The organism is Dermatophilaceae bacterium Soc4.6 (assembly GCA_039889245.1).
In the GTDB taxonomy this organism is placed as follows: Bacteria; Actinomycetota; Actinomycetes; order Actinomycetales; family Dermatophilaceae; genus Lapillicoccus.
In genome coordinates this window covers 1,287,937-1,313,055 of record JAZGVH010000002.1, presented here as the reverse complement: position 1 = coordinate 1,313,055, position 25,119 = coordinate 1,287,937, and the positions used below count along the sequence as shown (strand labels likewise).

Here is a 25,119-nt window from a genome sequence, read left to right as displayed (position 1 = left end):
GGCGTCGCGCCGCTGCAGCCGCTCGAGGGTCTGCGCCGTCGCGAGGTCAGTCCCGAGAAGCGACTCGAGGGACGTGCGGCATCTGCTTCACTGTCCGACGAGCGCCCGGGCCGGTCCCGGTGACCGCCTGCCGCTGACGGTAGGCGGCCACGTTGGTGCGGTTGCCGCAGCCGCCGTCGCAGTAGCGGCGACTGCGGTTCTTCGACAGGTCGACGAGCACGTCGTCGCAGTCGTCGGCGTCGCAGACCCTGAGCCGGTCGAGCTCGCCGGCCCGGATGACGTCGACGAGAGCCATCGCGAACTCCACCGCCATCCGGGTCGCGAGCGCGGCCTCGGGCGGCGTGGCGTGCAGGTGCCACGACCACTCGTCGTGCCGCACCAGCTGGGGGAGGGCCCGCGCCTCGGTCAGCAGGGCGTTGACCTCTTCGACCGCCTCCTGCTCGCCGAGGAACCACAGCTCGCGCAGCCGCGGCCGCAGACGCCGTACGGCGCGCAGCTCTGCCGCGTCGCGTGCGCGGCTGCCGGTCCAGCGGCGCTCGACGACGAAGGCGTCGAGCTCGCCGACCGTGGTGAGCCGGTCGACGCCGTCGCCGGGCACGCCGCTCTCCATGGTGTTGACCAGCTCGGCCGCCTGCTGGAGCGAGACCTCGGTGTCATGGGCGAAAAGCAACTTGACTCCTGACGGGAAGATGTCTACCGTCATGAGCATAGGCGCTTTCACTCCTGTCAGTGGCCTTCCTGCCGAGACCACCCGGAGCACCGACGTGACCGCCCCCACCCGGCCAGCCGCCATACCGGCCGCCGCCGTGCCCGTCCCCCTGGCCCCGGGTCGCCGACTCGACGTGGGGCTGGTCGCTGCTGTGCTCACCGCCGCCTCCTTCGCGACCTCCGGTCCGTTCGCCAAGTCGCTGCTCGAGACGGGATGGAGCTCGGGCGCGATCGTCCTCCTGCGGGTCGGCGTGGCCGCTCTCGTGCTGCTGCCCGTGGCGCTCGTCTCGCTGCGCGGGCGGTGGGCGGCGGTCCGCCGGCACGCCGGGCTCGTGCTGTCCTACGGTCTGGTCGCCGTCGCGGGGTGCCAGGTCGCCTACTTCAACGCCGTCCAGCACCTGCCGGTGGGGGTGGCCCTGCTGCTGGAGTACTGCGGGACGATCCTCGTCGTGCTGTGGGTGTGGGTGCGCACCCGCCGCAGCCCCGGACGCACCACCTGGGCGGGCATCGCCGTGTGCGTGGTCGGGCTGGCTCTCGTGCTCGACGTCGCCGGTCACCTGCGTCCTGACCCGGTCGGCGTCTTCTGGGGGCTGCTCGCCGCAGTCGGTCTGGCGGTCTTCTTCGTCGGCTCGGCGAGTGAGGCCGACGACCTGCCGCCTGTGGCCCTGGCCGCGCTCGGAATGGCCGTCGGCGCCGTGGGCCTCGGCCTCCTCGGGCTGGTGCGGGTGCTGCCCATGACCTTCGAGACCCGTGACGTCGTGCTGCGCGGCGCGACGTGGCCGTGGTGGGGCGCCATCGCGGAGCTCGCCGTGATCGCCGCGGCCGCGGCATACCTGATGGGCACCTTCGCGGCCCGTCGTCTCGGGTCGACCGTCGCCTCGTTCGTCGGCCTGGCCGAGGTGCTCTTCGCCGTGCTCTTCGCCTGGCTTCTGCTCGGTGAGCTGCCCCGGCCGCTGCAGCTGGTCGGGGGCGTGCTGGTGGTCGCCGGTGTCGTGGCCGTCCGCGCGGGGGAGCTGCGCCGTCGCTGAGTCCCGCCCACCCCGACCCTGATTTCGGTGGGACGCCCCCGTCCCCTAGGATCAGGGGGTTGCCTCGGCGAGGGACGCCGCTCGGTCCGTCAGACCCGGTGAGTCCGTGATCGACAAGGTGTGTGCGCGTCTCCGCGCGACGCCCGGTCACCGGCTCCTGACAGTCTCTGTCACCCCGTGCCGCGTCCCGCGTCGAGGCCCCACCATGACCACCCCGACCGTCGTCGTCATTCCTGGAGGAACCCCATGTCCGAGACCAAGCTCATCGCCGAGACGCGCACCGCGTTCGGCAAGGGTGCTGCCCGCAAGATCCGCCGCGACCACAAGATCCCCGCGGTCATCTACGGTCACGGCACCGCGCCGGTGCACATCACCCTGCCGGGGCACGAGACCCTGATGGCGCTGAAGAACGCCAACGCCCTGCTCGAGATCGAGATCGACGGTGAGGTCCAGCTCGCGCTGGCCAAGGACGTGCAGCGCGACCCGATCAAGCCCGTCATCGACCACGTCGACCTCGTGGTCGTCAAGCGCGGCGAGAAGGTCACCGTCGACGTCGCCGTCCACACCGAGGGCGAGGCCGGCCCCGAGACCGTCGTGACCGTCGACTCCCAGACCCTCGAGCTCGAGGTCCTGGCCACCAACATCCCCGACGACGTCGTCGTCTCGGTCGAGGGCCTTCCGGCCGGCACGCAGATCCTGGCGGGCCAGGTCGAGCTGCCCGAGGGCGCGACCCTGGTCACCGACCCGGAGGTCCTGGTCGTCAACGTCACCGCGCAGGTCACCGCCGAGGCCCTCGAGTCGGAGCTGGCCGAGGCCGAGGCCGAGGCGGGCATCGAGCGCGACGAGAGCGACGAGGAGGCCGCCGAGGGTGGCGACGCCCCCGCGGGGGACACCGCCTCCGAGGGCTGAGACCTCGCTCGAGCACTCCTGACGGGCCCCGCACGACCTCGGTCGTGCGGGGCCTGTCTGCGTCCCCCCGGACGACACGGCATACTCGACGGTCGTGGACACCGGCACCTGGCTCGTCATCGGGCTCGGCAACCCCGGCCCGTCGTATGCCGGCAACCGTCACAACGTCGGGGCAATGGTCGTCCACGACCTCGCCGGACGCCACGCAGGGGGGCCGGTGACGGGGCGCGGCGCCAAGCGGGTCGCCGCCCCCGCGACGTTCAAGGCGCACAAGGCCCGCGCCTCGGTCTGCGAGACCCGGCTCGGCACCGTCGCCGGTGGGGCGCCCGGCCCGCGCGCGGTGATCGCGGTCCCCTCGGCCTACATGAACGAGTCCGGCGGGCCCGTCAAGGCGCTGGCCACCTTCTTCTCGATCGACCTCGACCACGTCGTCGTCGTGCACGACGAGCTCGACATCCCGGCGGGGGAGGTGAGGCTCAAGCGAGGCGGGGGAGAGGGTGGCCACAACGGGCTGCGCTCGATCTCGCAGTCGCTCGGCAGCCGCGACTACCTGCGGGTGAGGGTGGGCATCGGTCGCCCACCCGGTCGGATGGACCCAGCGGACTACGTGCTGCGCGACTTCTCGGGCACCGAGCGCACCGAGCTGCCCTTCACCCTCGACACCGCGGCCGACGCGGTCGAGTCACTGGTGGCGGTGGGGCTCCTCGAGAGCCAGCAGCGTTTCCACGGACCTCGGGGCTGATCTGCGCGTCAATTTCCGGTGGGTCACGCAGAAGTCGTGAAGATCTGACCCGTGACCGCCCGCGATCCACTATGGTCGTCCCGTTCGCTGGTCGTGCCGTGAGTGATCCCGTCGAGGGTCACGGGCCGGCCGGCCCCGTCGCTGCCGACGACTCCGGTGAAGGTATCCAGGTGCCCCACCCTCTCTCCTTCCTTCTGTGAGGGTTTCGCATGATCAGTCAGGGTTAGAATACGGACAAATGGGCACTTTGAGGGAGGGGGGGAGGCCGGATGATGACTCGATCGGACTATTCCTGCCACAAAACACGAGTACGGGCGCGGCCCAACCGAGAGGATGGCCACAGTTATCGAGGGTGGCGAGCCGTCGTTGCCGGACCGAGGTCGAGATCGTCTCTCCTCCGTGCGGCAGTCGCACCGGTCATGGGGAGTCAGCAGTGTCGGGGAAGAGAAGGGGCAGCAGGTGACCGAGTACGTGGGGACGTTCGAAGCAGTGCGACAGACCGACGGGGCGCCGGCGACCCGTCAGGGTGAGCTCGCGTCACCCGGCACCTGGGGCGTCCGTCGCCGCCCGCGCGGGTGGGTCCGGGGCTACCGCATGCGGCTGATCATCTGGGACCTCGTCAGCTCGATGGTCTGCGCTGCCGTCATCTACCTCGCCGAGACCGGTCTCGGCCTCAGCCGGGTCATCATCCTGGCCGTCACCCCCCTCGTCTGGGTCCTGTCGCTCGGGCTGGTGCAGAGCTACAGCAGCGCCCACCTCGGCACGGGTTCCGCTGAGTACCGCGCGGTCGGACGGGCCGCGATGCTCGTGGCCGCGACCTTCGGCCTCCTCTTCTTCGTCTCCGACGTCCGGGTGCCTCGCGAGGTCCTCGTGCCGCTCGTTCCCGCCAGCCTGCTGGCCGGTCTGATCGTGCGCTGGGCCATGCGCCGCGACCTCCAGAAGCGTCGCCGCCTCGGCAGCTGCCTGCACGACACCGTCGTGGTCGGCCGGGCCGACTCCGTCGAGGCCCTCATCAAGGAGATCGACTCGTCGCCCGAGTCGGGTATGCGCATCGTCGCCGCCTGCGTGTCCGGGCTCGACGACCCCGCCCACCGCGAGATGACCACGATCGAGGGGGTGCCCGTCTTCGGGCCCCCGGAGTCGGCCCTCGCCGCGGTCGACGCCTACAGCGCCGAGGTCGTCGCCGTCTCGAGCCACCCCGACCTCGTGGGCGCCCCCCTGCGCCGCCTCGGCTGGGCCCTGGCCGAGCGCCAGGTCGACCTCGTCGTCGCCCCCGGCATCGTCGAGGTCGCCGGTCCTCGCCTGTCGCTGCGGCCGGCCGCAGGGGTCTCGCTCCTGCACGTCGAGCGCCCCCTCGACTCCGGCGCCCGCGTGGTCGCCAAGCGGATCGCGGACGCGCTGATGACCGCCGGCATCCTCCTGGCCGCACTGCCTGTGCTGGCCGTGGTCGCCGTGCTGGTCAAGACCAACAGCGAAGGCCCGATCTTCTACCTCCAGGAGCGCGTCGGCACCAAGGGTGAGCGCTTCCGGATGGTGAAGTTCCGCACGATGGTGGTCAATGCCGACGCCATGGTCGCCTCGATGAGCTCGGGCCACGACCTGAACGCCGTCCTGTTCAAGGACCGACTGGACCCGCGCATCACGAGCGTGGGACGGGTGCTGCGCAAGTACTCCCTCGACGAGCTGCCGCAGCTGTTCAACGTGCTCGCCGGGCAGATGTCCCTCGTCGGCCCACGGCCACCGCTGCCCCGAGAGGTCGACGCCTACGAGCCCGACGCCGTCCAGCGGCTGAGGGTGCGACCGGGAATGACCGGCCTGTGGCAGATCTCCGGCCGCAGCGACCTCAGCTGGGAGCAGTCGCTACGACTCGACCTGTGGTACGTCGACAACTGGTCGCTCGTGCTCGACCTGCAGATCCTCGTGCGGACCGTCAAGGCCGTCGTCCGCCACACCGGGGCCTACTGACCGATGGAGACCACTGTGACCGAGATGACCCATGCCCTCTCCGGGCTCGACGACCACGCGGTCGCCCGATCGCTGGCCGACTCGGCCGGAGCCGTGCTGCTGCGCCTGCGCGCCGAGCGCACCGACCTGACGGGTAGCGACCTCAAGGACGAGGGGGACCGCCAGGCGCAGGCGCACCTCGCGGCCCGCCTCGTCGAGGCACGACCGCTCGACGCGGTCCTCAGCGAGGAGGCGCGTGACGTGGGCGACCGGCAGAGCGCCTCCCGGGTCTGGATCATCGACCCGCTCGACGGCACCCGCGAGTTCAGCGAGGTGCCCCGGGAGGACTGGGCGGTGCACGTGGCCCTGTGGGAGGACGGCGACCTCGTCGCGGGCGCAGTCGCCCGCCCGGCCATGGGCTCGACCCTCGCCACCGACGCCCCCCCGCCGCTACCGGCCCGCCCCGACGGCCCGATCCGCCTCGCGGTCAGCCGCACCCGCCCACCCGCGTTCGTCGTGGCCCTGGCGCAGCGCCTCGGCGCCGAGCTCGTTCCCATGGGGTCAGCCGGCGTGAAGGCAACCGCTATCCTCGACGGGACCGTGGACGCCTACGTCCATGCGGGGGGCCAGTACGAGTGGGACTCCGCCGCACCCGTGGTGGTGGCCCGGTCTGCTGGCCTCTTCACGAGCCGCCTCGACGGCTCGCCGCTGGTCTACAACCGCGAAGATCCGCTCCTCCCGGACCTCGTGATCTGCCGCCCTGAGCTCACCGCCGAGCTCCTCGCCCAGATCGCGACCATTCTCGACGAAGGGTTCTCCCAGTGACCGAGTCGCCCAACTACCAGCTCTCGCAGTTGCGGGTGCTGGAGTCTGAGTCGATCCACATCATGCGTGAAGTGGTCGCCGAGTTCGAGCGGCCCGTGCTGCTCTTCTCCGGCGGCAAGGACTCCATCGTCATGCTCCGCCTCGCGCAGAAGGCCTTCCACCCGGCACGCATCCCCTTCCCGGTGATGCACGTCGACACGGGCCACAACTTCTCCGAGGTGCTCGCCTTCCGCGACCGCCGCGCCGGCGAGCTGGGTCTGCAGCTCATCGTGGCGAGCGTCCAGGAGGCGATCGACAACGGCAGCGTCGTGGAGCCCCCCGACGGGACCCGCAACCGCATCCAGACCCCCGTTCTGCTCGACGGCCTCGACAAGCACCGGTTCAACGCCATCTTCGGCGGTGCCCGACGCGACGAGGACAAGGCGCGCGCCAAGGAGCGCATCTACTCCTACCGCGACGAGTTCGGGCAGTGGGACCCCAAGAACCAGCGTCCCGAGCTGTGGAACCTCTACAACGGCCGCGTCCACACCGGCGACAGCATGCGCGTCTTCCCTCTGTCGAACTGGACCGAGCTCGACATCTGGCAGTACATCAAGGAGGAGGAGATCGACCTCCCCGGCATCTACTACGCCCACGACCGCGAGGTCTTCGAGCGCGACGGCATGCTCTACGCCGTGCACGAGGTCTGCCGGCCCAAGCCGCACGAGCAGGTGACGGTCCAGCGGGTGCGCTACCGCACCGTTGGCGACGCCAGCCTGACGGCTGCCGTCCTGTCGGACGCCGACACGGTCGACAAGGTCATCGACGAGGTCGCGTCGACCCGCATCACCGAGCGCGGGGCCACCCGTGGAGACGACAAGTTCAGCGAGGCCTCCATGGAGGACCGTAAGCGTGAGGGATACTTCTGATGGATATTCTGCGATTCGCCACCGCCGGCTCGGTCGACGACGGGAAGAGCACCCTCATCGGTCGCCTCCTCTACGACACCAAGACGGTCTTCGAGGACCAGATCGACGCGATCGAGCGGGTCAGCAAGGACCGGGGTGAGGAGTACGTCAACCTCGCGCTGCTGACCGACGGGCTGCGCTCCGAGCGCGAGCAGGGCATCACCATCGACGTGGCCTACCGCTACTTCGCGACGCCCAAGCGCAAGTTCATCATCGCCGACACCCCCGGCCACATCCAGTACACCCGCAACATGGTGACCGGTGCCTCGACGGCCGACCTCGCCCTCGTGCTGGTCGACGCCCGCAAGGGGCTGGTCGAGCAGAGCCGTCGGCACGCCTTCCTGGCCTCGCTGCTGCAGGTGCCGCACCTCGTGCTGGTGGTCAACAAGATGGACCTCGTCGACTTCTCGCAGTCGGTCTACGACGAGATCAGCGCCGAGTTCACCCAGTTCGCCGCCAAGCTGCGGATCCCGGACCTGACCATCATCCCCGTGTCGGCCCTCGCGGGCGACAACGTGGTGCACCGCAGCGAGAACATGCCGTGGTACGACGGCACGAGCCTGCTGCACCACCTGGAGAACATCCACGTGGCGAGCGACCGCAACCTGGTCGACGTCCGGTTCCCGGTGCAGTACGTCATCCGGCCCATGAGCGACGAGTACCACGACTACCGCGGCTACGCCGGTCAGGTCGCCGGCGGTGTCCTCAAGAAGGGCGACGACGTCCTCGTGCTGCCCTCCGGCTTCACGTCGAAGATCGCCTCGGTCGAGACGGCGGACGGTGAGGTCGACGAGGCCTACCCACCGATGTCGGTGACCGTGCGCCTCGAGGACGAGATCGACATCTCGCGCGGGGACATGATCTGCCGTCCCCACAACCAGCCCACGCCGACGCAGGACATCGACGCGATGATCTGCTGGATGGACGAGACCGCCCAGCTCCAGGTGGGCAAGAAGTACTTCATCAAGCACACGTCCCGCTCGGCCCGCTGCATCGTCAAGGACCTGGCCTACCGGCTCGACATCAACTCGCTCCACCGCGACGAGTCGGCGGCCACCCTGGCCCTGAACGAGATCGGCCGCGTGCAGCTGCGCTCGACCGTGCCGCTCATGGCTGACTCCTACTCCCGCAACCGCATCACCGGTGGGTTCATCCTCATCGACGAGGCCACGAACCGGACGGTCGGCGCGGGGATGATCGCCGACACCCCACGGTGAGCCAGCACCCGGCGACCACGCTCGGGGCGATGACGTCCGGCTCGCTGGCGAGCTCTGGCACCACGGCCACCCGCCGCGGCCTGCGGATAGCCATGGTCGGACAGAAGGGGGTGCCCGCCACCATCGGTGGCGTCGAGCACCACGTCGAGCAGATCGGCTCGCGACTGGCGGCGCGCGGCCACGACGTGCTCGTCTACTCCCGGTCGTCCTACAGCGAGCTGCCCGCCGGGAGCCGCTACCTGGGGATGCAGGTCCTCTCCGCCCCCACGATCGGCACCAAGCACCTCGACGCCATCGTGCACAGCGGCGCCTCGGCGGTGAAGGCCATCGCCGCCGGCGCCGACGTCGTGCACTTCCACGCGCTCGGCCCCGGCCTGGCCGCACCACTGCCCCGCTACCTCAGCGGTGCGAAGGTCGTGCTCACGGTGCACGGCCTCGACAACACCCGTGACAAGTGGGGTCGGCTCGCGCGGACCGTGCTCGACGCGGCGCACTGGATGAGCGGGCACGTGCCCGACCGAACGGTCGTGGTGTCCCGTGAGCTCCAGGAGCACTACCGGACCCGCTTCGGCACCCAGGCGGCCTACATCACCAACGGGGTGGCGGCCTTCGACCGGGTCGCCAGCACCGACGTGGTGGAGCGGCTGGGGCTCGTCCCGGGGGGCTACACGATGTTCGTCGGCCGCCTCGTGCCCGAGAAGCGCCCGGACCTGCTCATCCGTGCCTTCCGGGCCACCGACCTCGACCAGCAGCTGGCGATCGTCGGGTCGTCGTCCTTCACCGAGTCCTTCACCGCCCACCTGCGCGACCTGGCCGGCAACGACCCGAGGATCGTGTTCACGGGTTTCGTCGGTGGCACCGACCTGCACGCGGTCTTCCAGAGCTCGGCGCTGGTGGTGCAGCCCAGCGACGTGGAGGGACTGCCCCTCACGCTGCTCGAGGCCGTCGCGCACGGCTGCCCGGTCCTGGCCAGCGACATCGGTCCGCACCGCGAGGTCGTCGGCACCGCGACCTCGGGTCTGCACCGGATCTTCCCCCAGGGCGACCAGGCGGCCCTCCAGGCCGCCCTGGTCGAGCCCGTGGTCGGTGACGGCTGGAGCGACCCGGCCCGGCAGCGGGTCCTCGACCACTACTCCTGGGACCGGGCTGCCGTGCAGCTCGAGGAGCTGTACCTCGACGTGGTCGGCACCGGTCGCCGTCACCGCAAGCCCCCTCACGGGCAGTACGCGCCGTGAGCCCCGGCTCCGCCCCGTCGATGGTGGTCGACCGTCTGGTGCTCGCCGACCTCGAGCTGGTGCTGGACGGCGTGCTCCCCGCCGGGCGTCACCTCGGCGGTCCGGTGACGGTCGCGGCAGCCCACGAGCCCGCGGTCTCCCGCACAGTCGTGCAGGTCCCGTCGGCCCTCGCGGCCACCGCCCTGGAGGCGGGCGCCCTCGTGCTCGTCGACGAGGAGCAGACCCCGCTGGCCCGGCTCACCGAGCTCACCGAGCTCACCGGCAGCGACGAGGGGACCGACCTGCTCGGTCTGCTCGGGCGCGAGCGGAGACGCGAGAGCGGGGCCGGCCGGGCCGTGGCCCTCGACCTGCGTCGGCGTCCTGAGGCCGGCACGTCGCTGGTCGTGCTCGCCCGGCCCCCCCTGGCCTCCGACCTCGATCGGGTCCTCACCCACCGCGCCGCCGCCACCCCACCCACCGCACCCACCGCCGGCCACGTCCTGCTGCTCGTGCCCGACCACCGCCAGGACACCGCGGGGGTGCCCACGCACGTGCAGCTCGCGTTGGCCTCGGCCCTGGCCGCCCGCCTCGAGGCCGCTCGTCCCGGTCTCGCCGCCTCGGTGAGCACGGCCCCACTGGCCTGGCGCGACCCGGCGAGCGACAGCGCTCTGGTGGCCCGGCTGGCCGACCACCTCCAGGTGGGGACGCCGCTGCTGCTCACGTCCGACGTCACCCTCGACCCCTCCGGGGTCGACTGGGCCACCGGTCTGCAGTCCCTCGTGGCCGGGGAGCCCAGTGCGCTCCTCGACCCCGCTGACCTCCCGGTGCTGCGCCGGTGGCGTCGCCCACGCTCCCGCTCCGGCCTCGTGGTCTTCTTCACGGGCTTCTCCGGCTCCGGCAAGTCGACGATCGCCCGGGCGCTGCACGAGCACCTGCTGGAGCAGGGCGACCGCACGGTCAGCCTGCTCGACGGCGACGTCGTGCGCCAGATGCTCTCCTCCGGGCTCGGCTTCGACCGGGCCGGCCGCACCCTCAACATCCGGCGCATCGGCTTCGTCGCGGCCGAGGTCGCGAAGCACGGCGGCATCGCCATCTGCGCACCGGTCGCTCCATACGACTCAGGTCGCAAGGAGGCCCGGTCGATGGCAGAGGAGGTCGGTGACTTCCTGCTCGTGCACGTGAGCACTCCGCTGCTGGAGTGCGAGCGCCGAGACCTCAAGGGTCTCTACGCCAAGGCCAGGGCCGGTGTCGTGCCCGAGTTCACCGGCATCTCCGACCCCTACGACGTGCCTGACGACGCCGACCTGACCATCGACACCACCGACACGTCGACCGCCGACGCCGTCGCCCGCATCGTCCACCTGCTCGCGGGTGGCGGCTGGATCAAGGAGATCTCATGACCATCGACTGGCTCCTCGTGGCTGCCTCGCTCGGCATCGGCATCGTGGTCGGCCTCACCGGAATGGGTGGCGGCGCCCTCATGACCCCGGTGCTGGTGCTGGTCTTCGGCATCCCACCGCTGACCGCGGTCTCGTCCGACCTCGTCGCGGCGGCCGTGATGAAGCCGGTGGGCGGGCTCGTGCACCTCCGGCGGGGGACGGTCAACCTCGAGCTGGTGAAGTGGCTCTGCGTCGGATCGGTCCCGACGGCCTTCGCGGGGGTCTTCGTCCTTAAGGGCCTGGGTAACGGCGAGACGATGCAGCACGGCATCCAGATCGCGCTGGGCGTGGCGCTGCTCATCGCGGCCGCCGGCCTCGCCATCCGCGCTTACACCCGCCTGCTCGAGCGCGCCCGGCGCCGCGACGGTCGCGCCGAGCCCCTGCCCCAGGACCGGCCCGAGGTCACGCTCCGCAAGGTCCCGACCGTGCTCGTGGGCGCCGTCGGCGGGCTCGTCGTCGGGATGACCTCGGTCGGCTCGGGCTCGCTGATCATCATCGCGCTCATGGCCCTCTACCCGACGCTCAAGGCCAGCCAGCTCGTCGGCACCGACCTCGTGCAGGCGGTCCCGCTGGTCGCCGCCGCGGCGGTGGCCCACGTCGTCGGGGGCGACTTCAAGCTGTCGCTCACCCTGTCCCTGCTCATCGGCTGCGTGCCCGGGGCCTGGATCGGTGCCCGGCTGTCGTCGCGGGCGCCCGGGGGCATCATCCGCCGTGCCCTCGCGTTCGTGCTGCTCGCCTCAGCCGTCAAGCTGCTCGGAGTCAGCACCGCCTGGACCGGGGTCATCCTGCTCGTCGCCCTGGCCGTTGCCCCCGTGGTGTGGATGCTGGTGCGCCGCCGCCACGGCTTCCCCGCGCTCGCTCGCCGGAGCACCCGACCACAGGGCCCCGGAGTGGTGTCCGCCGACGTTGCTGCGCGATGACGTCTGGTCGATGACGGTCGCGGGATGACCATGACCAAGGCGGGGGGAGCGGCGGCGAAGAAGGGGCGCGACCGCGAGGGGATGGCTCGCGGTGGCGGCCTCAACCTCATCGGTGCGATCGTCCAGCAGCTGAGCCAGCTGCTCATCGTCTTCGCCGTCGCCCGGTTGGCGGGCAAGGAGGACGTGGGCCGGTATGCGCTGTGCTTCGCCCTCATCTCGCTGCTGGGCCTGCTGTCGCTGGCTGGCTTCCGGGCCGGTCTGACCCGGTTCGTGGCCATGCACCTGGCCGACGGCGACTCGGCGCGGCTGCGGGGGACGGTGCGGCTCGGGCTGGGCATCACGGCTTCCGGCTCCCTGGTCATCGCCGTGGTCCTGGCGGCGATCGCGCCCCGGGTCGCCTCGTTGATGGGTGACCCGGGGCTCACCGCCGGGGTGCGCCTCGTGGCGCTGTCGCTCGTGCCGTCGTCGATGGCAGAGGCCGCGTTGGCCGCGACGCAGGGGTGGCGCAGCCAGAAGGCTTTCACCTTGATCGGCCGCATCTTCGACCCGCTCTCGAGACTGGCCCTGACCTCCGTGCTGCTCCTGCTCGGTCTGGACTACCTGGCGGCCTTGATCGCGTTCGCGGCCGTGTCCTGGGTGACCGCCGTCCTCGCCCTGGGCGCACTGGCGCGCCGGATGCGACATGTGCCCAAGGCGCGGCCCGTCCACGAGCTGGGCGACCTGATGAGCTTCTCCATGGTCAGCTGGCTGTCGGCGCTGGCCGCGACGGGGTTGATCTGGGCCGACACCCTGATCCTCGGGGCGATGACGAACGAGGGGGAGGTCGGCGTCTACAACGTCGCCACCCGCATGGTGGGCCTCGCGGTGTTCGTCCTGCCACCGATCACGGCCACGTTCTCGCCGCACATGGCGCACCTCTACCACGTGGGCGACTTCCGCGAGGCCGGCAAGGCCTACGGCTCCGCGACCCGGTGGACGCTGCTGCTCTCGATGCCGGCCTTCGTCGTGCTCGTGGTCTTCCCCGGCGACCTGCTGCACCTCTTCGGCGACGGGTTCGCGGCCGGCGCCGTGGTGACGCTCGTGCTGGCCGTCGGACAGCTCGTGGGCGCAGCGGCCGGTCCCTGCGGTGTCGTGCTCAACATGAGCGGTCGGGTGGGGCTGAGCCTGCTCGACAACGGTCTGGTCCTCGTGCTCAACATCGTGCTCAACCTGTTGCTCATCCCGCGGATGGGCATCCTCGGGGCGGCGATCGCCTGGAGCAGCTCGATCGTCGTGGTCAACCTGGTCAAGCTGGCCCAGGCACGTCTCGTGGTCGGGATCCCCCCGGTCGGGGCCATGACGGGGAGGATCGCCACCGCCGCCTTCGTCGCCGCCTGCGGTGGCGTGATCGTGCAGGATCGGGTGACCGGCTGGCTACCCGCGATCCTCATGGGGAGTGCTGCGGTGGGTGTGATCTACGTCACACTTATTGTCACTCTCGGGACCCACCCGGAAGACGCCGCTATGGCCCAGCGATTGTTCCGCCGTCGTGCGGGGAAGCGGGCCCGGAGCGCGATCTGAACGTTCTCCGGGGGTCCGCTCCAGCACCGGACACACGGTCACGGGAATGTCACTGTTGAATAACAAATGTCCTGCGCGAGCGAAAATCTTAGGGTTGTCCCCTCGCGGTGGGGTCCCTAGTCTGGTCCCGCCCAGCCCCCGACGCCTCGACCTCGGTGCTGGACGAGCCGCCGCGCTCGTCGAGTCCCGGGTCGTCATCCCCCCCACACGGCGACGGGCGGTCCAGTCAGGCAGTGCCGCCCTGGACCGCGTCGGACGGGCTCGGTGCGCACCCCAACCGGGGGACCGGGCACCGACAGCTCTGTAGTCCTCGTCCCTCCCGGCCCGGTGCCGTGAGGAACCGAAAGGAACCCGGGTGCCCCGACACCTCCTCCCCCGCCGTCCCGTCCTCGCCACCCTCCTGCTCGCCGTCGTCGTCGCACCGGCCACGGCGGTCACGGTGCAGGTCGCTGGTCGTCCCGCTCCCGCCGTCGCCGCGGAGATCTCCGGTCCGTCGCCGGATCTCTCCCCCGACGGCACCGCTTCCGCCCCGTCCGCCACAGCGCCCGTGACCTCGTCGGCCTCCCGGTCGGCGACGACCGTGGCCTCCCGACCGGCCGGCACGGCTGCGAGCTCGGCCTCGGCGAAAGCACCTGCGCCCGCAGCCGGTGTGACCCCGGCGCCCGCCGCGACCGGCCCGTCGTCGGTGACGCCGGACGCCTCCCTGACGCCGGCGTCCCCGGGACTGACCGGGGCACCACTCGCGGCCGCGCTGTCGGCCGCGCCGCTGCGGACCGTGCGCGTCTCCTCGGCCGCCGCCCTGCAGAACGCGTTCGACGCGGCGCGCCCGGGTGACCTGCTGCTGCTCGACGGGGGCACCTACCGTGGTCCGTTCCTCATCAAGTCGTCAGGGACCGGAGCCCACCCGGTGGTCGTCCGCCCGGCCAGCGGGGCCAACGTCACGTTGACCGCCACGCTGTCATCGCCCAGCTGCAACGCCACGGGCCCGGACCCGGATCGCACGCTGCGCTTCATGGACGGGGCGAGCCACTGGGTGCTGTCGACCCTGTCGATCAACGGCGGTGTGGTCATCTCGGGCACGAACGCCGACAAGACCCAGAACTGGCAGAGCAAGCTGATCAACGCCAAGAACTGGCAGGCGAGGCGCGCTGTCCCCAGCTCGGGAGCGCGCGACTCCGGGCTGCTGGTCTCGGCCACCGCCTACCTCTCCACGGTGGTCGGCTCGCCGGTCTCCTCGGCCGACGACATCCGCATCCTCAGGAGCACCATCACCGGCAAGGGCATCTTCGGGCGCCTCACCCGCTTCGGCGTCATCGCTGGCACCACCATCACCGACATCGCCTGCGGCACCGGTCCGGCGCTCTGGCTGAGCAACTTCAGCAGCGGCTGGACGATCCGCGGCAACGACGTCTCGAAGGTGGCCGACTCGTCGGCCAGCCACTACATGCACGAGGGCATCCGGATGGGCAACCAGTCCAACTACAACGTGGTGACCAACAACGCCGTCCACGACATGCCGGGCGACAGCCGGGGGATCACCACCGACCAGGACAGCTCGTGGAACCTGATCACCGGCAACACGGCGACCAAGGTCAGCCTGGGCTTCAACGACCAGCAGGCCGGTTGGGGCAACACCTGGAGCTACAACGTCGCCAGCAACGTCGGCGCCGCCGGGTTCAGCTTCCGTATGCAGGACATCGGCCTGAGCGCCCCGTCGCCCAACTCCAGCACCTTCTACGCCGTCGTCAGCTGCAACCGGGTGGTCGCCAGTGCCCCCTCGGTGCGCGGCTTCCAGGCCGGGGCCATGAGGGGCGTGACGGTGAAGAGCAACGCCTTCAGCACCGCCTACGTCGGGCGCAACCTCGCCGGCTACTGGGCCGCCCAGGGCAACACGTTCAACGGCACCAAGAAGCCACCGGTCTCGTCGGCGGCGACCACCACCGGTTGCTGACCGCGACCGCTCCCTGAGCGTGATGTGGGTGCCTCCTGTGCACGTGCCCTCATTGCCGGGTTCGGGCGGGGACGGCGCCTGACGTGGTGCACACTGGTCGGAGCCAGCCGGCTCCACCTGTCCGACCCGAGGAGAGCGCCCGTGGGGGCATCACCACAGACCCATCCACCTCGTCAGGGGCCGGCCGTCGCAGGCTCCGTCGCACGACCTCCGTCGGGACCTCTGACGCGGCTCCTCGAGGCACTCCTGGTCGTGGTGGTAGCCGGTGCGGCCGTCGTCAGCGGATACAACCTGGTCGGCGGCGACAAGAAGCTCGCGGTGCTGCCGGTCATCGCCGTGGTCGCGGTGGGTCTGGGCATCCTCGCCCTCACCCGCTTCAGCGGTTTCGTGCTGCTCATCCTCGCCGTGCGCCCTGTCCTGGATGTGCTCAAGCTGAGTGGCAGCACCACGGGGACCACGGTCGGCAACACGGCGACCAACCGGGGGCTCGACCCGTCGAGCATCGTCGGAGTCCTCTTCCTCATCGCGGCGATCCTGTGGCTGGCCGGCCGGGTCCGCACCAAGACCTTCATCGGCGGGTCGCGGGTGCAGTTGGCGATGGCCGCCTTCATCTCCGGAAGCATCATCAGCGTGGCGGGATCGGGACACGCTCAGGCGAGCGCCCTCGAGTGCCTGCGCATCGGCACCGTGCTGATGATGTTCGTCGTCCTCAACCAGATCATCACCAGCCGCGACATGCTGAACAAGGTGATCAGCGCGTGCTTCGTCGGGCTGTGCTTCCCGCTGGCCTACACCCTCTACGGGTTCGTCCTCGGCCACCCGACCTCCGAGCTCAAGGGTGGCTTCACGCGCATCACCGGTCCGTTCAGCCAGGCCAACACCTTCGCCCGGTACCTTGCCTTCCTCGTCGTCTTCGGGGTCGCCATCTACCCCTACGTCGCTCCTCGACTCAAGTTCGTGTTGGCCGGGCTGCTGGCCCTGTCCACGGTCTTCATGCTCCTGACCGTCACCCGCACCGCGATCATCGGCGCGCTGGTCGCCGTCGTCTTCCTGGCCTGGGTGCAGCGCCGAAAGGGCATCGCCCTCAGTCTCGTGGTCGTCATGGCCGGCGCTCTGCTCATTCCCGGGGTCGCCGCGCGCTTCGGTAACCTCAGCGACTCCAGCACCGCGGGCTCCGCGCCCACTGGCAACACGCTGGCGTGGCGCCTGAACTACTGGACCGAGGTCCTGCCCCTGGCCAACCGCAACCCGGTGACGGGGATCGGGCTCAACGGCACGCAGTACGAGACCGACGTCGCTAAGCAGCCCCACAACGACGTCATCCGGGCCTACGTCGAGACGGGCGTGGTGGGGCTCTTCGGATATCTCAGCATGTTGATCGCCCTGATGGGTGTGGGTCGTCGGGCCATGTCGAGATCGGTGCGGGGTACCTTCGAGCACGCGGTGGGGGCGGGGTCGCTGGCGGCGACCCTGACCTTCGTCCTCGGCAGCCTCGCCGCCAACGTCATGTCCAACGTCGTCACCCTGTTCCCGGTCTTCGCCTTTGCTGCCTGCGCCTCATACGTGTCCCGGTCGAAGGGCAGGAGCCTCAGCGACGCGCAACGCGCCGAGGTGGGCGCACCCGTTTCCTGACCGGGCGGGTCGGCTGCGGCCCGGTCAGCAGCCGGTCTTGCTTCTGACGGCGGACGCGGTCGACGTGAGTCCGCCGGCGGTGCTGCGCAGGCTCGAGGCGTTGCCGGCGAAGCCGTTGGCCGTGGCGGTGCGGTCCGTCACGGCCTTGTTGGCGGCTGCCACCGCAGCCGAGACATCCGGCAGCTGGGCCAGGGTCGAGCGTTGTGCCGCGACCGCGGCGCTGACGGCGGTGGAGGAGGCCTTCAGGGCGGTCAGCCCGGCCCGCTGGGTGGCGACCTGCGCCTCGAGCACTGCGGCCTGAGCCACGGCGGCACCCGACTGCTGCTGGACGACCGCCTGCTGCGTCGACACCGTGCTGCAGTTGCGGCTGGCGCCGTACGCCGCCGCACGCATGGCAGTGAGCGCGGTGCGCGCCCGGCTCAGGTCCTCGTTGCCGCTCTTGACCGCGGCACGAGCGGGATCGAGTGCGGGGAGGCTCCGGGTGCGGGCCGAGAGCGTGTTGAGAGCCGCGGCCAGCACGGGGCCGACAGCGGGCTTGGGGGTCGTCGTGGCAGCCGTCGTGGGCGTTGTCCCGGAGCTGCTGGGGGACGGTGAGGAGGTGACTCCCGGGAGGAACGTCCCGCCTCCTGACGGAGTTGAGGGGGAGCTTCCGCAGGCGGCCAGGAGGCCGCCGGCGGCAGCGAGAGCGAGGGCGTGACGAAGGTGCATGGTTCCCGTTCGGCGTGGGTATCGTGGGTGTCGTCCGGCGTCTGTCGTGGCCCTCGGTCTGGGCGGCTCCACGTGGCCGACAGGGGACAGGAGACGAGCGTAACGGCGTAAGCCGGGGGCTTGCTGGGAAATGTCCGAAGCCGCGGATTCTGTCTTCAAGCCCCGGTAGACTCCGAGTCGGCCCCAAGGTGCGTCCGCGCAGCCCGGCCGCCGGGCACCGACGGGGGCTGCGGGGCAAGTGACATACCGACGGGGACAAGGAGGGAGCAGGATGACGGCACCACGGATGACAGGCAGTGCCCGTGCCGCTCTCTCGATCCTGCGGGCCCGCGTCGCCCGTGGTCCGCGGATGACCCCCGGATACCTGGTCGTGGGCACCAAGCGCGGCGGGTCGACGTCGCTCGCCGACTGGATCGCCGAGCACCCTCGCGTCGGCCCCTGTGGCACGGGCAAGGGCACCCACTACTTCGATATCCACCATGGTCGGGGTCGCCGATGGTATGACGCCCAGTTCCCCCGGGTCGAGGAGGGGTATGAGCTGACCGGTGAGTCGAGCCCGTACTACATGTTCCACCCCAGTGCGCCCGCCTGGATCGCCGCCGAGCTCGCGTCGGTGAAGGTGATCGCCTGTCTGCGCGACCCCGTCGAGCGAGCCTTTTCGCACCATGCCTACGAGGTGGCCCGAGGTCACGAGACGGAGACCTTCGAGCGCGCCCTCGACCTCGAGCCGGAGCGTCTGGAGGGTGAGGCCGATCGACTGGCGGCCGACCCGACCTACCCGGCCCACCACTGGAGGTACCACGCCTACCTGCGGCGTGGCCACTACGCAGAGCAGATCGCGACCTACCAGCAGCTGCTCGGCCCCTCGCGAGTGCTGGTCGTGCAGAGCGAGACGCTCTTCGCCTTCCCCGATGCGCAGATGCAGCGCGTCTTCGACTTCCTCGATCTCCCTGCCTACGACGACCCGACGCGCCGCGCGCTCAACGCCGGGCGACCCCGGGGAGCCATGTCGTCGGCGACCCGGGCCCGCCTCGAGGCCTACTACCGACCACTGAACGCCGCCCTCTACTCACTGCCCGGCGTGGACCTGCGCTGGGACGACAGCTTGCCCGAGGTGACTACCGCTCATCCTGCCCAGGCCGCCACCGGCGCCGCCTGAGCACGTCCAGCCGTTCTCCGTCCCGCAAGGGCGTGTTCCGGTGCCCAACGAAGAAAGACACGTGTCATGGAGATCTTGGAGTACCTTCGCGTTGCCCGGCGCCGCTGGTGGGTTCTCGTCCTCGTTCCGGTGGTGGCTGCCGCGCTCGCAGCGGCGTTCATCCTCCTGCAGCCCTCGACCTTCACGGCGACGGCGACGGTCAACTCCGGTGCCCTCGTCGGCAACGACGGCAGCCCGTTCAGCGGGACGCAGGCGGCCCAGTCGTTCGTCAGTGCCTTCCAGGCTGCGTCCAGCAACCCGTCGGTCAAGGCCAAGGTCGCGACGGCCACCGGGGTGTCTCCCTCCGACCAGACCGACGGGGTGACCGTGACACCGGTCGGCTCCAGCAGCGACGTCCAGGTCGTCTACAGCGGGCTGACGGCGAAGAAGACCAGCGCTGTGGTCTCCGAGACGGCGCGCCAGTCCCTCGACCTCATCTTCTCCTCACGGGCTGCCGCAGCCACCGCCACCCGTGACCGTGCCGTTCAGGCGGCTCAGGAGGCGAACGCTGCCATCGCCGCGCTCGCGGTCAAGTACAAGATCGCCGATCCGCCCCGGGCCTACCAGGCCGCCCTCAGCCAGGTCGGCTCGCTCCAGCAGCAGCAGGCCCAGCTGCGGGCCTCTGGGAACGCCGCCGGCGCTGCGGCGATGGACGCCCCGATCGCCAGTGCCCAGTCGTCGCTCGCGCGGTACATCCCGATCCTCGCGGAGTACAACAACCTCGCTGCGACCCAGGCGGCGACGCAGCAGGACCTCGCCGCGACGCAGGCGCAGTACCGCATGGGTGTCTCGCTGCAGAGTGCGGCCCAAGGTGACAGCATCATCTACGTCGGGCAGGCGCTCCCCACGTCACGGCTGTCGGCGCTCGTGACCACCGTGATCCCCGTCTTCGGAGCCGGCATCTTCCTCGGCATCCTGCTCGTGGTGCTTCTGGAGGTCATCTCCCGCCTGCGCCAGGCCGCCCGGGCCGAGCGCACCGAGAGGGAGGCCGTGGACTCGAGCCCCGACGACGTGGGCACCCGGGTCTCCCGCCGCCCGCGTGGCACCGACACGACGGGCGACGAGCAGGCCTGGACCACCGACCCGCCTGTCGCTGAGCCGGCCAGCCGTTCGTCGTCGCGCTGACGGCCGGAAGGGACTCCCGATGACCGAGGCGTCGCCCCGGCCCATCTTCATCGTCGGTTGTCAACGGTCGGGGACGACCATGTTGCGGCTGATGCTCGACTCGCACCCTCGCATCAGCTGTGGCCCCGAGACCCGTTTCCTCGAGGACCTCGAGCGCATCGTCGGCGACGACTGGAAGCGGCTGCAGCAGTTCGGCTTCACGCAGGACGAGTGGCTCGCCCGGCTGCGGACCTTCTTCGGGGGGATCCAGGCCGACTACGCACAGTCCCGCGGCAAGGCCAGGTGGGCCGACAAGAGTCCCCGCTACGCACTGCACATCCCCTTCCTGCACCAGCTCTTTCCCGATGCCCAGTTCGTCCACGTCATCCGGGACGGCCGCGACGTGGCCGTGAGCCACCGCAAGCGCTTCGGCTACTGGTCGAGCGTCAAGTCGTCGGTCAAGTGGCCGCGTTACATCAAGGCCGCCCGCGGCGCGGGGGCGTCGCTCTCGTCGGACACGTATCACGAGCTGCGCTACGACCAGCTCGTCTCCGACCCCGAGGCGACCCTGAGGGACCTCCTGTCCTTCCTCGGTGAGGAGTGGGACCCGACCCTGCTCGACTTCACCAAGGCCAAGCACGACGTGCCCGACCGCTACGCGAAGCAGCACGCGGCCCGCAACGCCTCGGCGGGCACCGACGCCAGCGTCTACGCCTCCCGGGTCGGGACCTACCGCACCGAGCTGGACCCCGTGGTCCGCTCGCTGTTCTGGGTCACCTCACGCAGCACCCTCAAGCAGCTCGGCTACTGACGGGCTCCCCCCGACGAGGCCAGACGTGACCCGGGGCGACTGCGCTCAGGAGCGCTGGAGCCCCGCCGGCCCGTCGGGGGCGGTGAACCCGGCGAGGTCGTCGACGTCGTAGCCGAAGCGCGCCATCCGCTCGCCGTACTTCGTGGTGATCAGGCGTCGCTGCCAGCCCCCGGGGCGCCACATCGTCGAGCCGTAGTCGTCCCACTTCTGCGCGTACGAGTCGCCGTGGCTGCGGCTCAGTGCCGTGTGGTCGATCGGGGTGTCGAGCCCGAGGAACGACGAGACGCGCGCCAGCTCGGCCTCTGGCGCGCCCACGAGCTGCTCGTAGTGCACGACGAGCACCCGCTCGAGATGGGCCAGGTCGGCGCTGAGGATGTCGTGAGCGGTGAACCAGTGGTCGACCATCATCGCCAGCGACTGGAACTTGCGCGGGTTGCTCGAGGTCAGGCGCCGCCACTTCTTGTTGGACAGGGCCACGGCGACCGGGTGGCGGACCACCACGACGAAGGCCGAACCGGGGTAGAGCGCCTGCAGGAAACGACCCATGATTAGGTTGGGTGGGGACTTCTCGACGAGCAGGTCGGCCCCATCGCGCCAGAACGGCGCCCAGGCCTGCAGGATCGAGGTGGCGTTGGCCGACGTCACGAGGGGCGACGCCTCGGTCAGGTGCGCCTGCGGCGCGTAGGCGAAGCGCCCCGAGCCGCCGTACACCTTGGCCTTGGGGTAGACCGTCTGGAGGTGCTGACCCTCGTCCTCCTTGACCCCGGTGCCCGACAGGCCGCTGACCCGGGGGTGCCCGTCGAGGACGCGGGAGAAGGGGGTGGTGCCGCTGCGGTGCAGGCCACCGACGAAGACCAGTCGGGAGGGGTCAGGGGTCGTGGTCATGAGAGCGCCTTGATCAGGTCGGTCGGCGAGCCGGTGGCCTGGATCTCGCGGGGTGAGGTGGAGTCGAGCTGGCCGCCGGAGGCTGGGGGGGCCGCGGCTCCACCGTTCGAGGCGGCCGGAGCCAGGAGCTTGCCCGCCGAGGGCGAGACGGTGATGGTGGCGGCGGTGGCCCACACGAAGGCCGAGGTGCCCGTCGCACGGGTGAACATCACGCCTGACGCGCGGGGCGTCGAGATGCCCGAGATCGTGGCGCCGGCGGCAGCCTTGGCCATCGCCGCGAAGACCGTCCCGGTCGCACGGACCGAGCCGTCGGGCTCGATGAGCCCGTAGCGGGGCTCGTCGCCACCGTTGCGGCCGTTGGGGTTGACGACGAGCGGCAGCCAGAGGACCTTGGAGACCCCGCCGCCCAGCAGCAGGGCGACCGTCTTGACGAGCTGGTCGGTGCGCTCCTGGTCATTGAGCTGCTGGCTGCGCACGAACTGCCCGACCTCCCACGCCTCGATCGCCACCCCCGGAGCGGTGGTCGCCCTCAGGTAGTCGGTGAACAGGGTGGCCGAGGCATAGCTCTCGTAGAAGTGCACCTGGCGGACGTCGACCACCTTCGTCGTGGCCAGCGTGGCCGCCAGCGCGAGGTACTGCGCGTTGCGGGCGTTCTGGGGCAGGCCGAGCGCGTCACGCAGCTGGGCGGCGTCCGCGACCTGCGGGATCTTGTCGCCGCGGGTGCCGATCCGTCGCTCGTAGTAGGTGTTCCAGGCTGACACCGCCTCGGCGTCCTTGCCCTGGTCGAGCAGTCGCTGCGCGATGCCGACGCCGTATGCCGTGGAGCTGACCCCCATGTCGACGACCCTGGCCAGCGGGTCGGCGGCCCGGATGGCCGAGGAGGCCACGCCCATCAGCTTCGCGAAGTCGTCGACGCTGCCTCCCCAGAAGGAAGGGGAGTTGATCTCGTTCTCGACGGCGTACTCGTGCACGCCCCGGGGGGCGTAGCGGGCCACCGTGTCGGTGACGAACTGGCGGTACTGCGTCAGGTCGGTGGGCATCAGCGACTCGGTCTTGCGACCTCTCACCTTGGTCGCCTTCGTGTCACCCGTCGCCCAGCACGCTCCGACCCGGATCTTGAGCATGAAGTCGGCCTTGATGCTGGCCGCCTGGGTGACCACCGCGTCGAGGGTGCTCCAGTCGCGGGCACCCCGGGTGGGCTCGACATCACACCAGACCATCTCGTAGAAGGTCGGCGTCGAGGGCCCGAGACCGGTGAGGAACGGCTTGGACAGGTCGAAGCGGCTCCAGTCGAACTTCGCCCCCACGGGGAGGCTGCTGCCCGGCGCCTGCGTGATGCCCGCCCCAGCGGTGGGGGCCGGTGCGCCAGGGGTGGCCCGTGAGGTCGTGACGGCCGTCGTGGCCGGCGTGGTGGTCGAGCCGCCCGACGTGCAGGCCGTGAGCGCGGTGGACAGGACGAGCGCGGTCAGCAGGACGGGCAGCGCCGTCCGGCGCCGTCGAGTGGGGGTCATGCCCGGTCGTCCGCCGCAGCCGCGGGCGTGGGTGCGTCGTGGCTTGGCGCGCCGGTGCGGGCGAGCTCGAGCCGGGCCCCCATGGCGTCGGCGAGCTCACGCACCCTGGCGTCGATGTCGAGGCGTCCGCTGCCGTGCGAGACCCGGCGGTCGACGTGCTCGTCGAGCTCGGGCCGGTAGGGGAGCCCGACGAGCTCGCAGACCCGCCGCATCTGGGCCGACGGGTCGGCAGCGAAAGCGTCGTAGGACACGAGGCTCACGTCGTCGCGGTCGGCGAGCCCGAGCTCGAAGTAGAGGTTGTTGCGCACGACCCAGAAGAGGGCGGCCGCGCTGTGCTCGGTCATCGACTCGAGGTCGAAGGACCGGATGAGCTCGACGGACGCGGTCGGCAGGCGCTCGCCCTGCCAGCGCTGGTCGCCCAGGCCAGCCGCGATGTCGCGCAGCGCCATGAGGTTGGCCGGCCCGAACTTCGACACCTCGGAGCGGGCCCGGGAGTCGACGTCGCGGTAGACCCACAGCGCGTGCCCGGGAGCGACCCCGTCCAGGTCCAGGTAGGTGTCGACCAGGTGCGAGTCGCAGATCGGCTTGATGAACACGACCTGCTGCCGGCTGGCCCGCACGACCTCGCGCAGCACGTCGGTCGACCGGATGCGGAAGCGGTCGAACAGCCGGGAGTCGTTCTCGTTGCGCACCTCGGTCTCGGGTGCCTCGTCGAGCCCCCGCATGAGCATGTTGGTGCCCGAGCGCTGCAGGCCCACGACGTAGACCGGCGTGGCCGCACCGGGCTGGCGGGGGTGGCTGCGCCGCCACGAGGCCTTGCGCCAGGCGGCCCGTACGCGGGGACGCGGGTCGAGACGGTCTTCCTCCACGATGCGGCCGAAGCCCTCGGTGCGTGCCCAGTGGATGCGGCGGACCACCTTGCGGACGGTCTGCTCGCGCACCGTCAGCGGTCCCGGGTGGGGGGCGATCTGGCGCTCGTACCACTGCCTCACAGGCATGTCCTCAGGGTCAGGTGGGCCGCGGCCAGGGCGGTCAGCTCAGGCATGCGGTGGGGGCACTCCGCCGCGACGCCGCGATGGAGGTCGTCGAGCGAGCCCGCCGGCGCCCGCACGAAGTGCGGGGCGATGAAGTCCACCCACCGCTCCTCGGTCAGCCCCAGGGCGGGCGTCAGGAGGGCGGTGTTGTCGATGACGGCCGTCGGTCTCGGGTCCACACGGTACATCCCCGGGGCGAGGGCGAGTCCCGCCCGCATCAGCAGGGCCAGACGGTGCCCCCCGTCGCCCACGTGGGTCACGTGGCTGACCGGGACGCCGGAGTCGCTCACCTTGGGCAGCCGCACGCGGCGCAGGGTCACCGGCTGGCCGGTGTCGAACCCCCGCTCCTCGACCGACTCGAAGGTGGCGACGGCCTGGCTCACCCGCCGCACGTAGGTGCGCCGCGCGAGTTCCTCGTCGCGCAGGATCCACGGGAAGAAGCGCGCGAGCTCGACGTCGCGGTACCACACGGCATACGGGTGGTCGAGGAGCTCGAGGGCGAAGTCGTCGACCTCGTGGCCCGCGGGCCGCTGCGCCTCGATGACATCGAAGAGCTGGGCGCGGATCACCACGTCGTAGCGGAAGGGCCGGATGAGGTCGGCGATGTCGAGGGTCGCGTCACCGGGCTGCTTGGGACGCCACGTGACAGCTCGACGGATGGTCCGTCGGGCCGTGTTCGGCCATGATCGTTGCACGTTGCTGTCCTCGAGAATGGTGGCCGGATCCCGCCAAGGTGCCGGCACGGGCCCCCCGGACCCGACGGCTAATTATGTCTGACGGCGGAAGGCCCGTGGGCGGGATCGCCCAGATCCCACGTTTTCGTCGTGATCGT

At 70.9% G+C, this 25,119-nt stretch carries 22 protein-coding genes; 16 read left to right on the top strand and 6 right to left on the bottom strand.

Annotation, left to right across the window (positions count from 1 at the left end):
* Positions 1–46: 46 nt before the first annotated feature.
* Positions 47–670 (bottom strand): CGNR zinc finger domain-containing protein, encoded by a 624-nt coding sequence (locus tag V3N99_06030; protein ID MEO3936305.1) that lies wholly within the window; start codon positions 668–670, stop codon positions 47–49.
* 94 nt (positions 671–764) lie between these two features.
* Between V3N99_06030 and V3N99_06025 the strand changes: the two genes are divergently transcribed.
* The 13 genes from V3N99_06025 to V3N99_05965 all read left to right on the top strand — a co-directional run bounded on the left by V3N99_06025 (position 765) and on the right by V3N99_05965 (position 17,036).
* On the top strand, positions 765–1,736 hold the full coding sequence (locus V3N99_06025; GenBank protein ID MEO3936304.1) for a DMT family transporter: 972 nt from the start codon (positions 765–767) through the stop codon (positions 1,734–1,736).
* A gap of 246 nt (positions 1,737–1,982) precedes the next feature.
* On the top strand, positions 1,983–2,645 hold the full coding sequence (locus V3N99_06020; protein MEO3936303.1) for a 50S ribosomal protein L25/general stress protein Ctc: 663 nt from the start codon (positions 1,983–1,985) through the stop codon (positions 2,643–2,645).
* A gap of 94 nt (positions 2,646–2,739) precedes the next feature.
* Entirely contained in the window at positions 2,740–3,387 is a 648-nt protein-coding gene (gene pth, locus V3N99_06015) for an aminoacyl-tRNA hydrolase (protein MEO3936302.1), read from the top strand.
* 459 nt (positions 3,388–3,846) lie between these two features.
* Positions 3,847–5,352: a sugar transferase gene (locus V3N99_06010; protein MEO3936301.1), complete on the top strand. Its 1,506-nt coding sequence runs from the start codon at positions 3,847–3,849 to the stop codon at positions 5,350–5,352.
* Between the two features lie 24 nt (positions 5,353–5,376).
* Positions 5,377–6,156 (top strand): 3'(2'),5'-bisphosphate nucleotidase CysQ, encoded by a 780-nt coding sequence (locus V3N99_06005; protein ID MEO3936300.1) that lies wholly within the window; start codon positions 5,377–5,379, stop codon positions 6,154–6,156.
* Positions 6,157–6,218: 62 nt separating this feature from the next.
* Positions 6,219–7,064: a sulfate adenylyltransferase subunit CysD gene (cysD, locus tag V3N99_06000; protein ID MEO3936299.1), complete on the top strand. Its 846-nt coding sequence runs from the start codon at positions 6,219–6,221 to the stop codon at positions 7,062–7,064.
* A complete protein-coding gene (gene cysN / locus V3N99_05995; protein MEO3936298.1) occupies positions 7,064–8,320 on the top strand; it encodes a sulfate adenylyltransferase subunit CysN in 1,257 nt (418 codons plus the stop codon). Before cysD ends, cysN begins: the two co-directional genes overlap by 1 nt.
* Positions 8,317–9,555, top strand: coding sequence for a glycosyltransferase family 4 protein (locus V3N99_05990; GenBank protein ID MEO3936297.1), 1,239 nt, complete (start codon positions 8,317–8,319; stop codon positions 9,553–9,555). The genes cysN and V3N99_05990 overlap by 4 nt, the downstream gene beginning before the upstream one ends.
* Entirely contained in the window at positions 9,552–10,934 is a 1,383-nt protein-coding gene (cysC, locus tag V3N99_05985) for an adenylyl-sulfate kinase (protein MEO3936296.1), read from the top strand. The genes V3N99_05990 and cysC overlap by 4 nt, the downstream gene beginning before the upstream one ends.
* Complete coding sequence (locus tag V3N99_05980; protein MEO3936295.1) at positions 10,931–11,893, top strand: sulfite exporter TauE/SafE family protein; 963 nt, start codon at positions 10,931–10,933, stop codon at positions 11,891–11,893. Before cysC ends, V3N99_05980 begins: the two co-directional genes overlap by 4 nt.
* A 24-nt stretch (positions 11,894–11,917) precedes the next feature.
* Positions 11,918–13,453, top strand: coding sequence for an oligosaccharide flippase family protein (locus V3N99_05975; protein MEO3936294.1), 1,536 nt, complete (start codon positions 11,918–11,920; stop codon positions 13,451–13,453).
* A 355-nt stretch (positions 13,454–13,808) separates the two neighbouring features.
* Positions 13,809–15,404 (top strand): hypothetical protein, encoded by a 1,596-nt coding sequence (locus V3N99_05970; GenBank protein MEO3936293.1) that lies wholly within the window; start codon positions 13,809–13,811, stop codon positions 15,402–15,404.
* A gap of 252 nt (positions 15,405–15,656) precedes the next feature.
* Positions 15,657–17,036 (top strand): O-antigen ligase family protein, encoded by a 1,380-nt coding sequence (locus tag V3N99_05965; GenBank protein ID MEO3936292.1) that lies wholly within the window; start codon positions 15,657–15,659, stop codon positions 17,034–17,036.
* 24 nt (positions 17,037–17,060) lie between these two features.
* Here V3N99_05965 and V3N99_05960 read toward each other — a convergent pair whose 3' ends face one another.
* Positions 17,061–17,744: a hypothetical protein gene (locus V3N99_05960; protein MEO3936291.1), complete on the bottom strand. Its 684-nt coding sequence runs from the start codon at positions 17,742–17,744 to the stop codon at positions 17,061–17,063.
* A gap of 271 nt (positions 17,745–18,015) precedes the next feature.
* Here V3N99_05960 and V3N99_05955 point away from each other — a divergent pair, with 271 nt between their 5' ends.
* From V3N99_05955 to V3N99_05945, 3 genes are all read left to right on the top strand, one after another.
* Positions 18,016–18,903: a sulfotransferase domain-containing protein gene (locus tag V3N99_05955; GenBank protein ID MEO3936290.1), complete on the top strand. Its 888-nt coding sequence runs from the start codon at positions 18,016–18,018 to the stop codon at positions 18,901–18,903.
* A 66-nt stretch (positions 18,904–18,969) separates the two neighbouring features.
* The gene (locus tag V3N99_05950; protein MEO3936289.1) at positions 18,970–20,067 is read left to right on the top strand and encodes a Wzz/FepE/Etk N-terminal domain-containing protein; all 1,098 of its coding nucleotides are present in this window, start codon (positions 18,970–18,972) and stop codon (positions 20,065–20,067) included.
* A gap of 19 nt (positions 20,068–20,086) precedes the next feature.
* Positions 20,087–20,857: a sulfotransferase gene (locus V3N99_05945; protein ID MEO3936288.1), complete on the top strand. Its 771-nt coding sequence runs from the start codon at positions 20,087–20,089 to the stop codon at positions 20,855–20,857.
* 45 nt (positions 20,858–20,902) lie between these two features.
* On the opposite strand, the gene V3N99_05940 is transcribed toward V3N99_05945, so the two are convergent.
* Genes V3N99_05940 through V3N99_05925 form a run of 4 tightly spaced genes read right to left on the bottom strand, consistent with a single transcriptional unit; the run spans position 20,903 to position 24,982 of the window.
* On the bottom strand, positions 20,903–21,742 hold the full coding sequence (locus V3N99_05940) for a sulfotransferase (protein ID MEO3936287.1): 840 nt from the start codon (positions 21,740–21,742) through the stop codon (positions 20,903–20,905).
* Positions 21,739–23,253, bottom strand: a complete 1,515-nt coding sequence (locus V3N99_05935; protein MEO3936286.1) for a hypothetical protein — start codon at positions 23,251–23,253, stop codon at positions 21,739–21,741. The genes V3N99_05940 and V3N99_05935 overlap by 4 nt, the downstream gene beginning before the upstream one ends.
* Positions 23,250–24,251, bottom strand: coding sequence for a sulfotransferase (locus V3N99_05930; GenBank protein ID MEO3936285.1), 1,002 nt, complete (start codon positions 24,249–24,251; stop codon positions 23,250–23,252). The genes V3N99_05935 and V3N99_05930 overlap by 4 nt, the downstream gene beginning before the upstream one ends.
* A complete protein-coding gene (locus V3N99_05925) occupies positions 24,242–24,982 on the bottom strand; it encodes a hypothetical protein (protein ID MEO3936284.1) in 741 nt (246 codons plus the stop codon). Before V3N99_05925 ends, V3N99_05930 begins: the two co-directional genes overlap by 10 nt.
* Positions 24,983–25,119 lie beyond the last annotated feature (137 nt).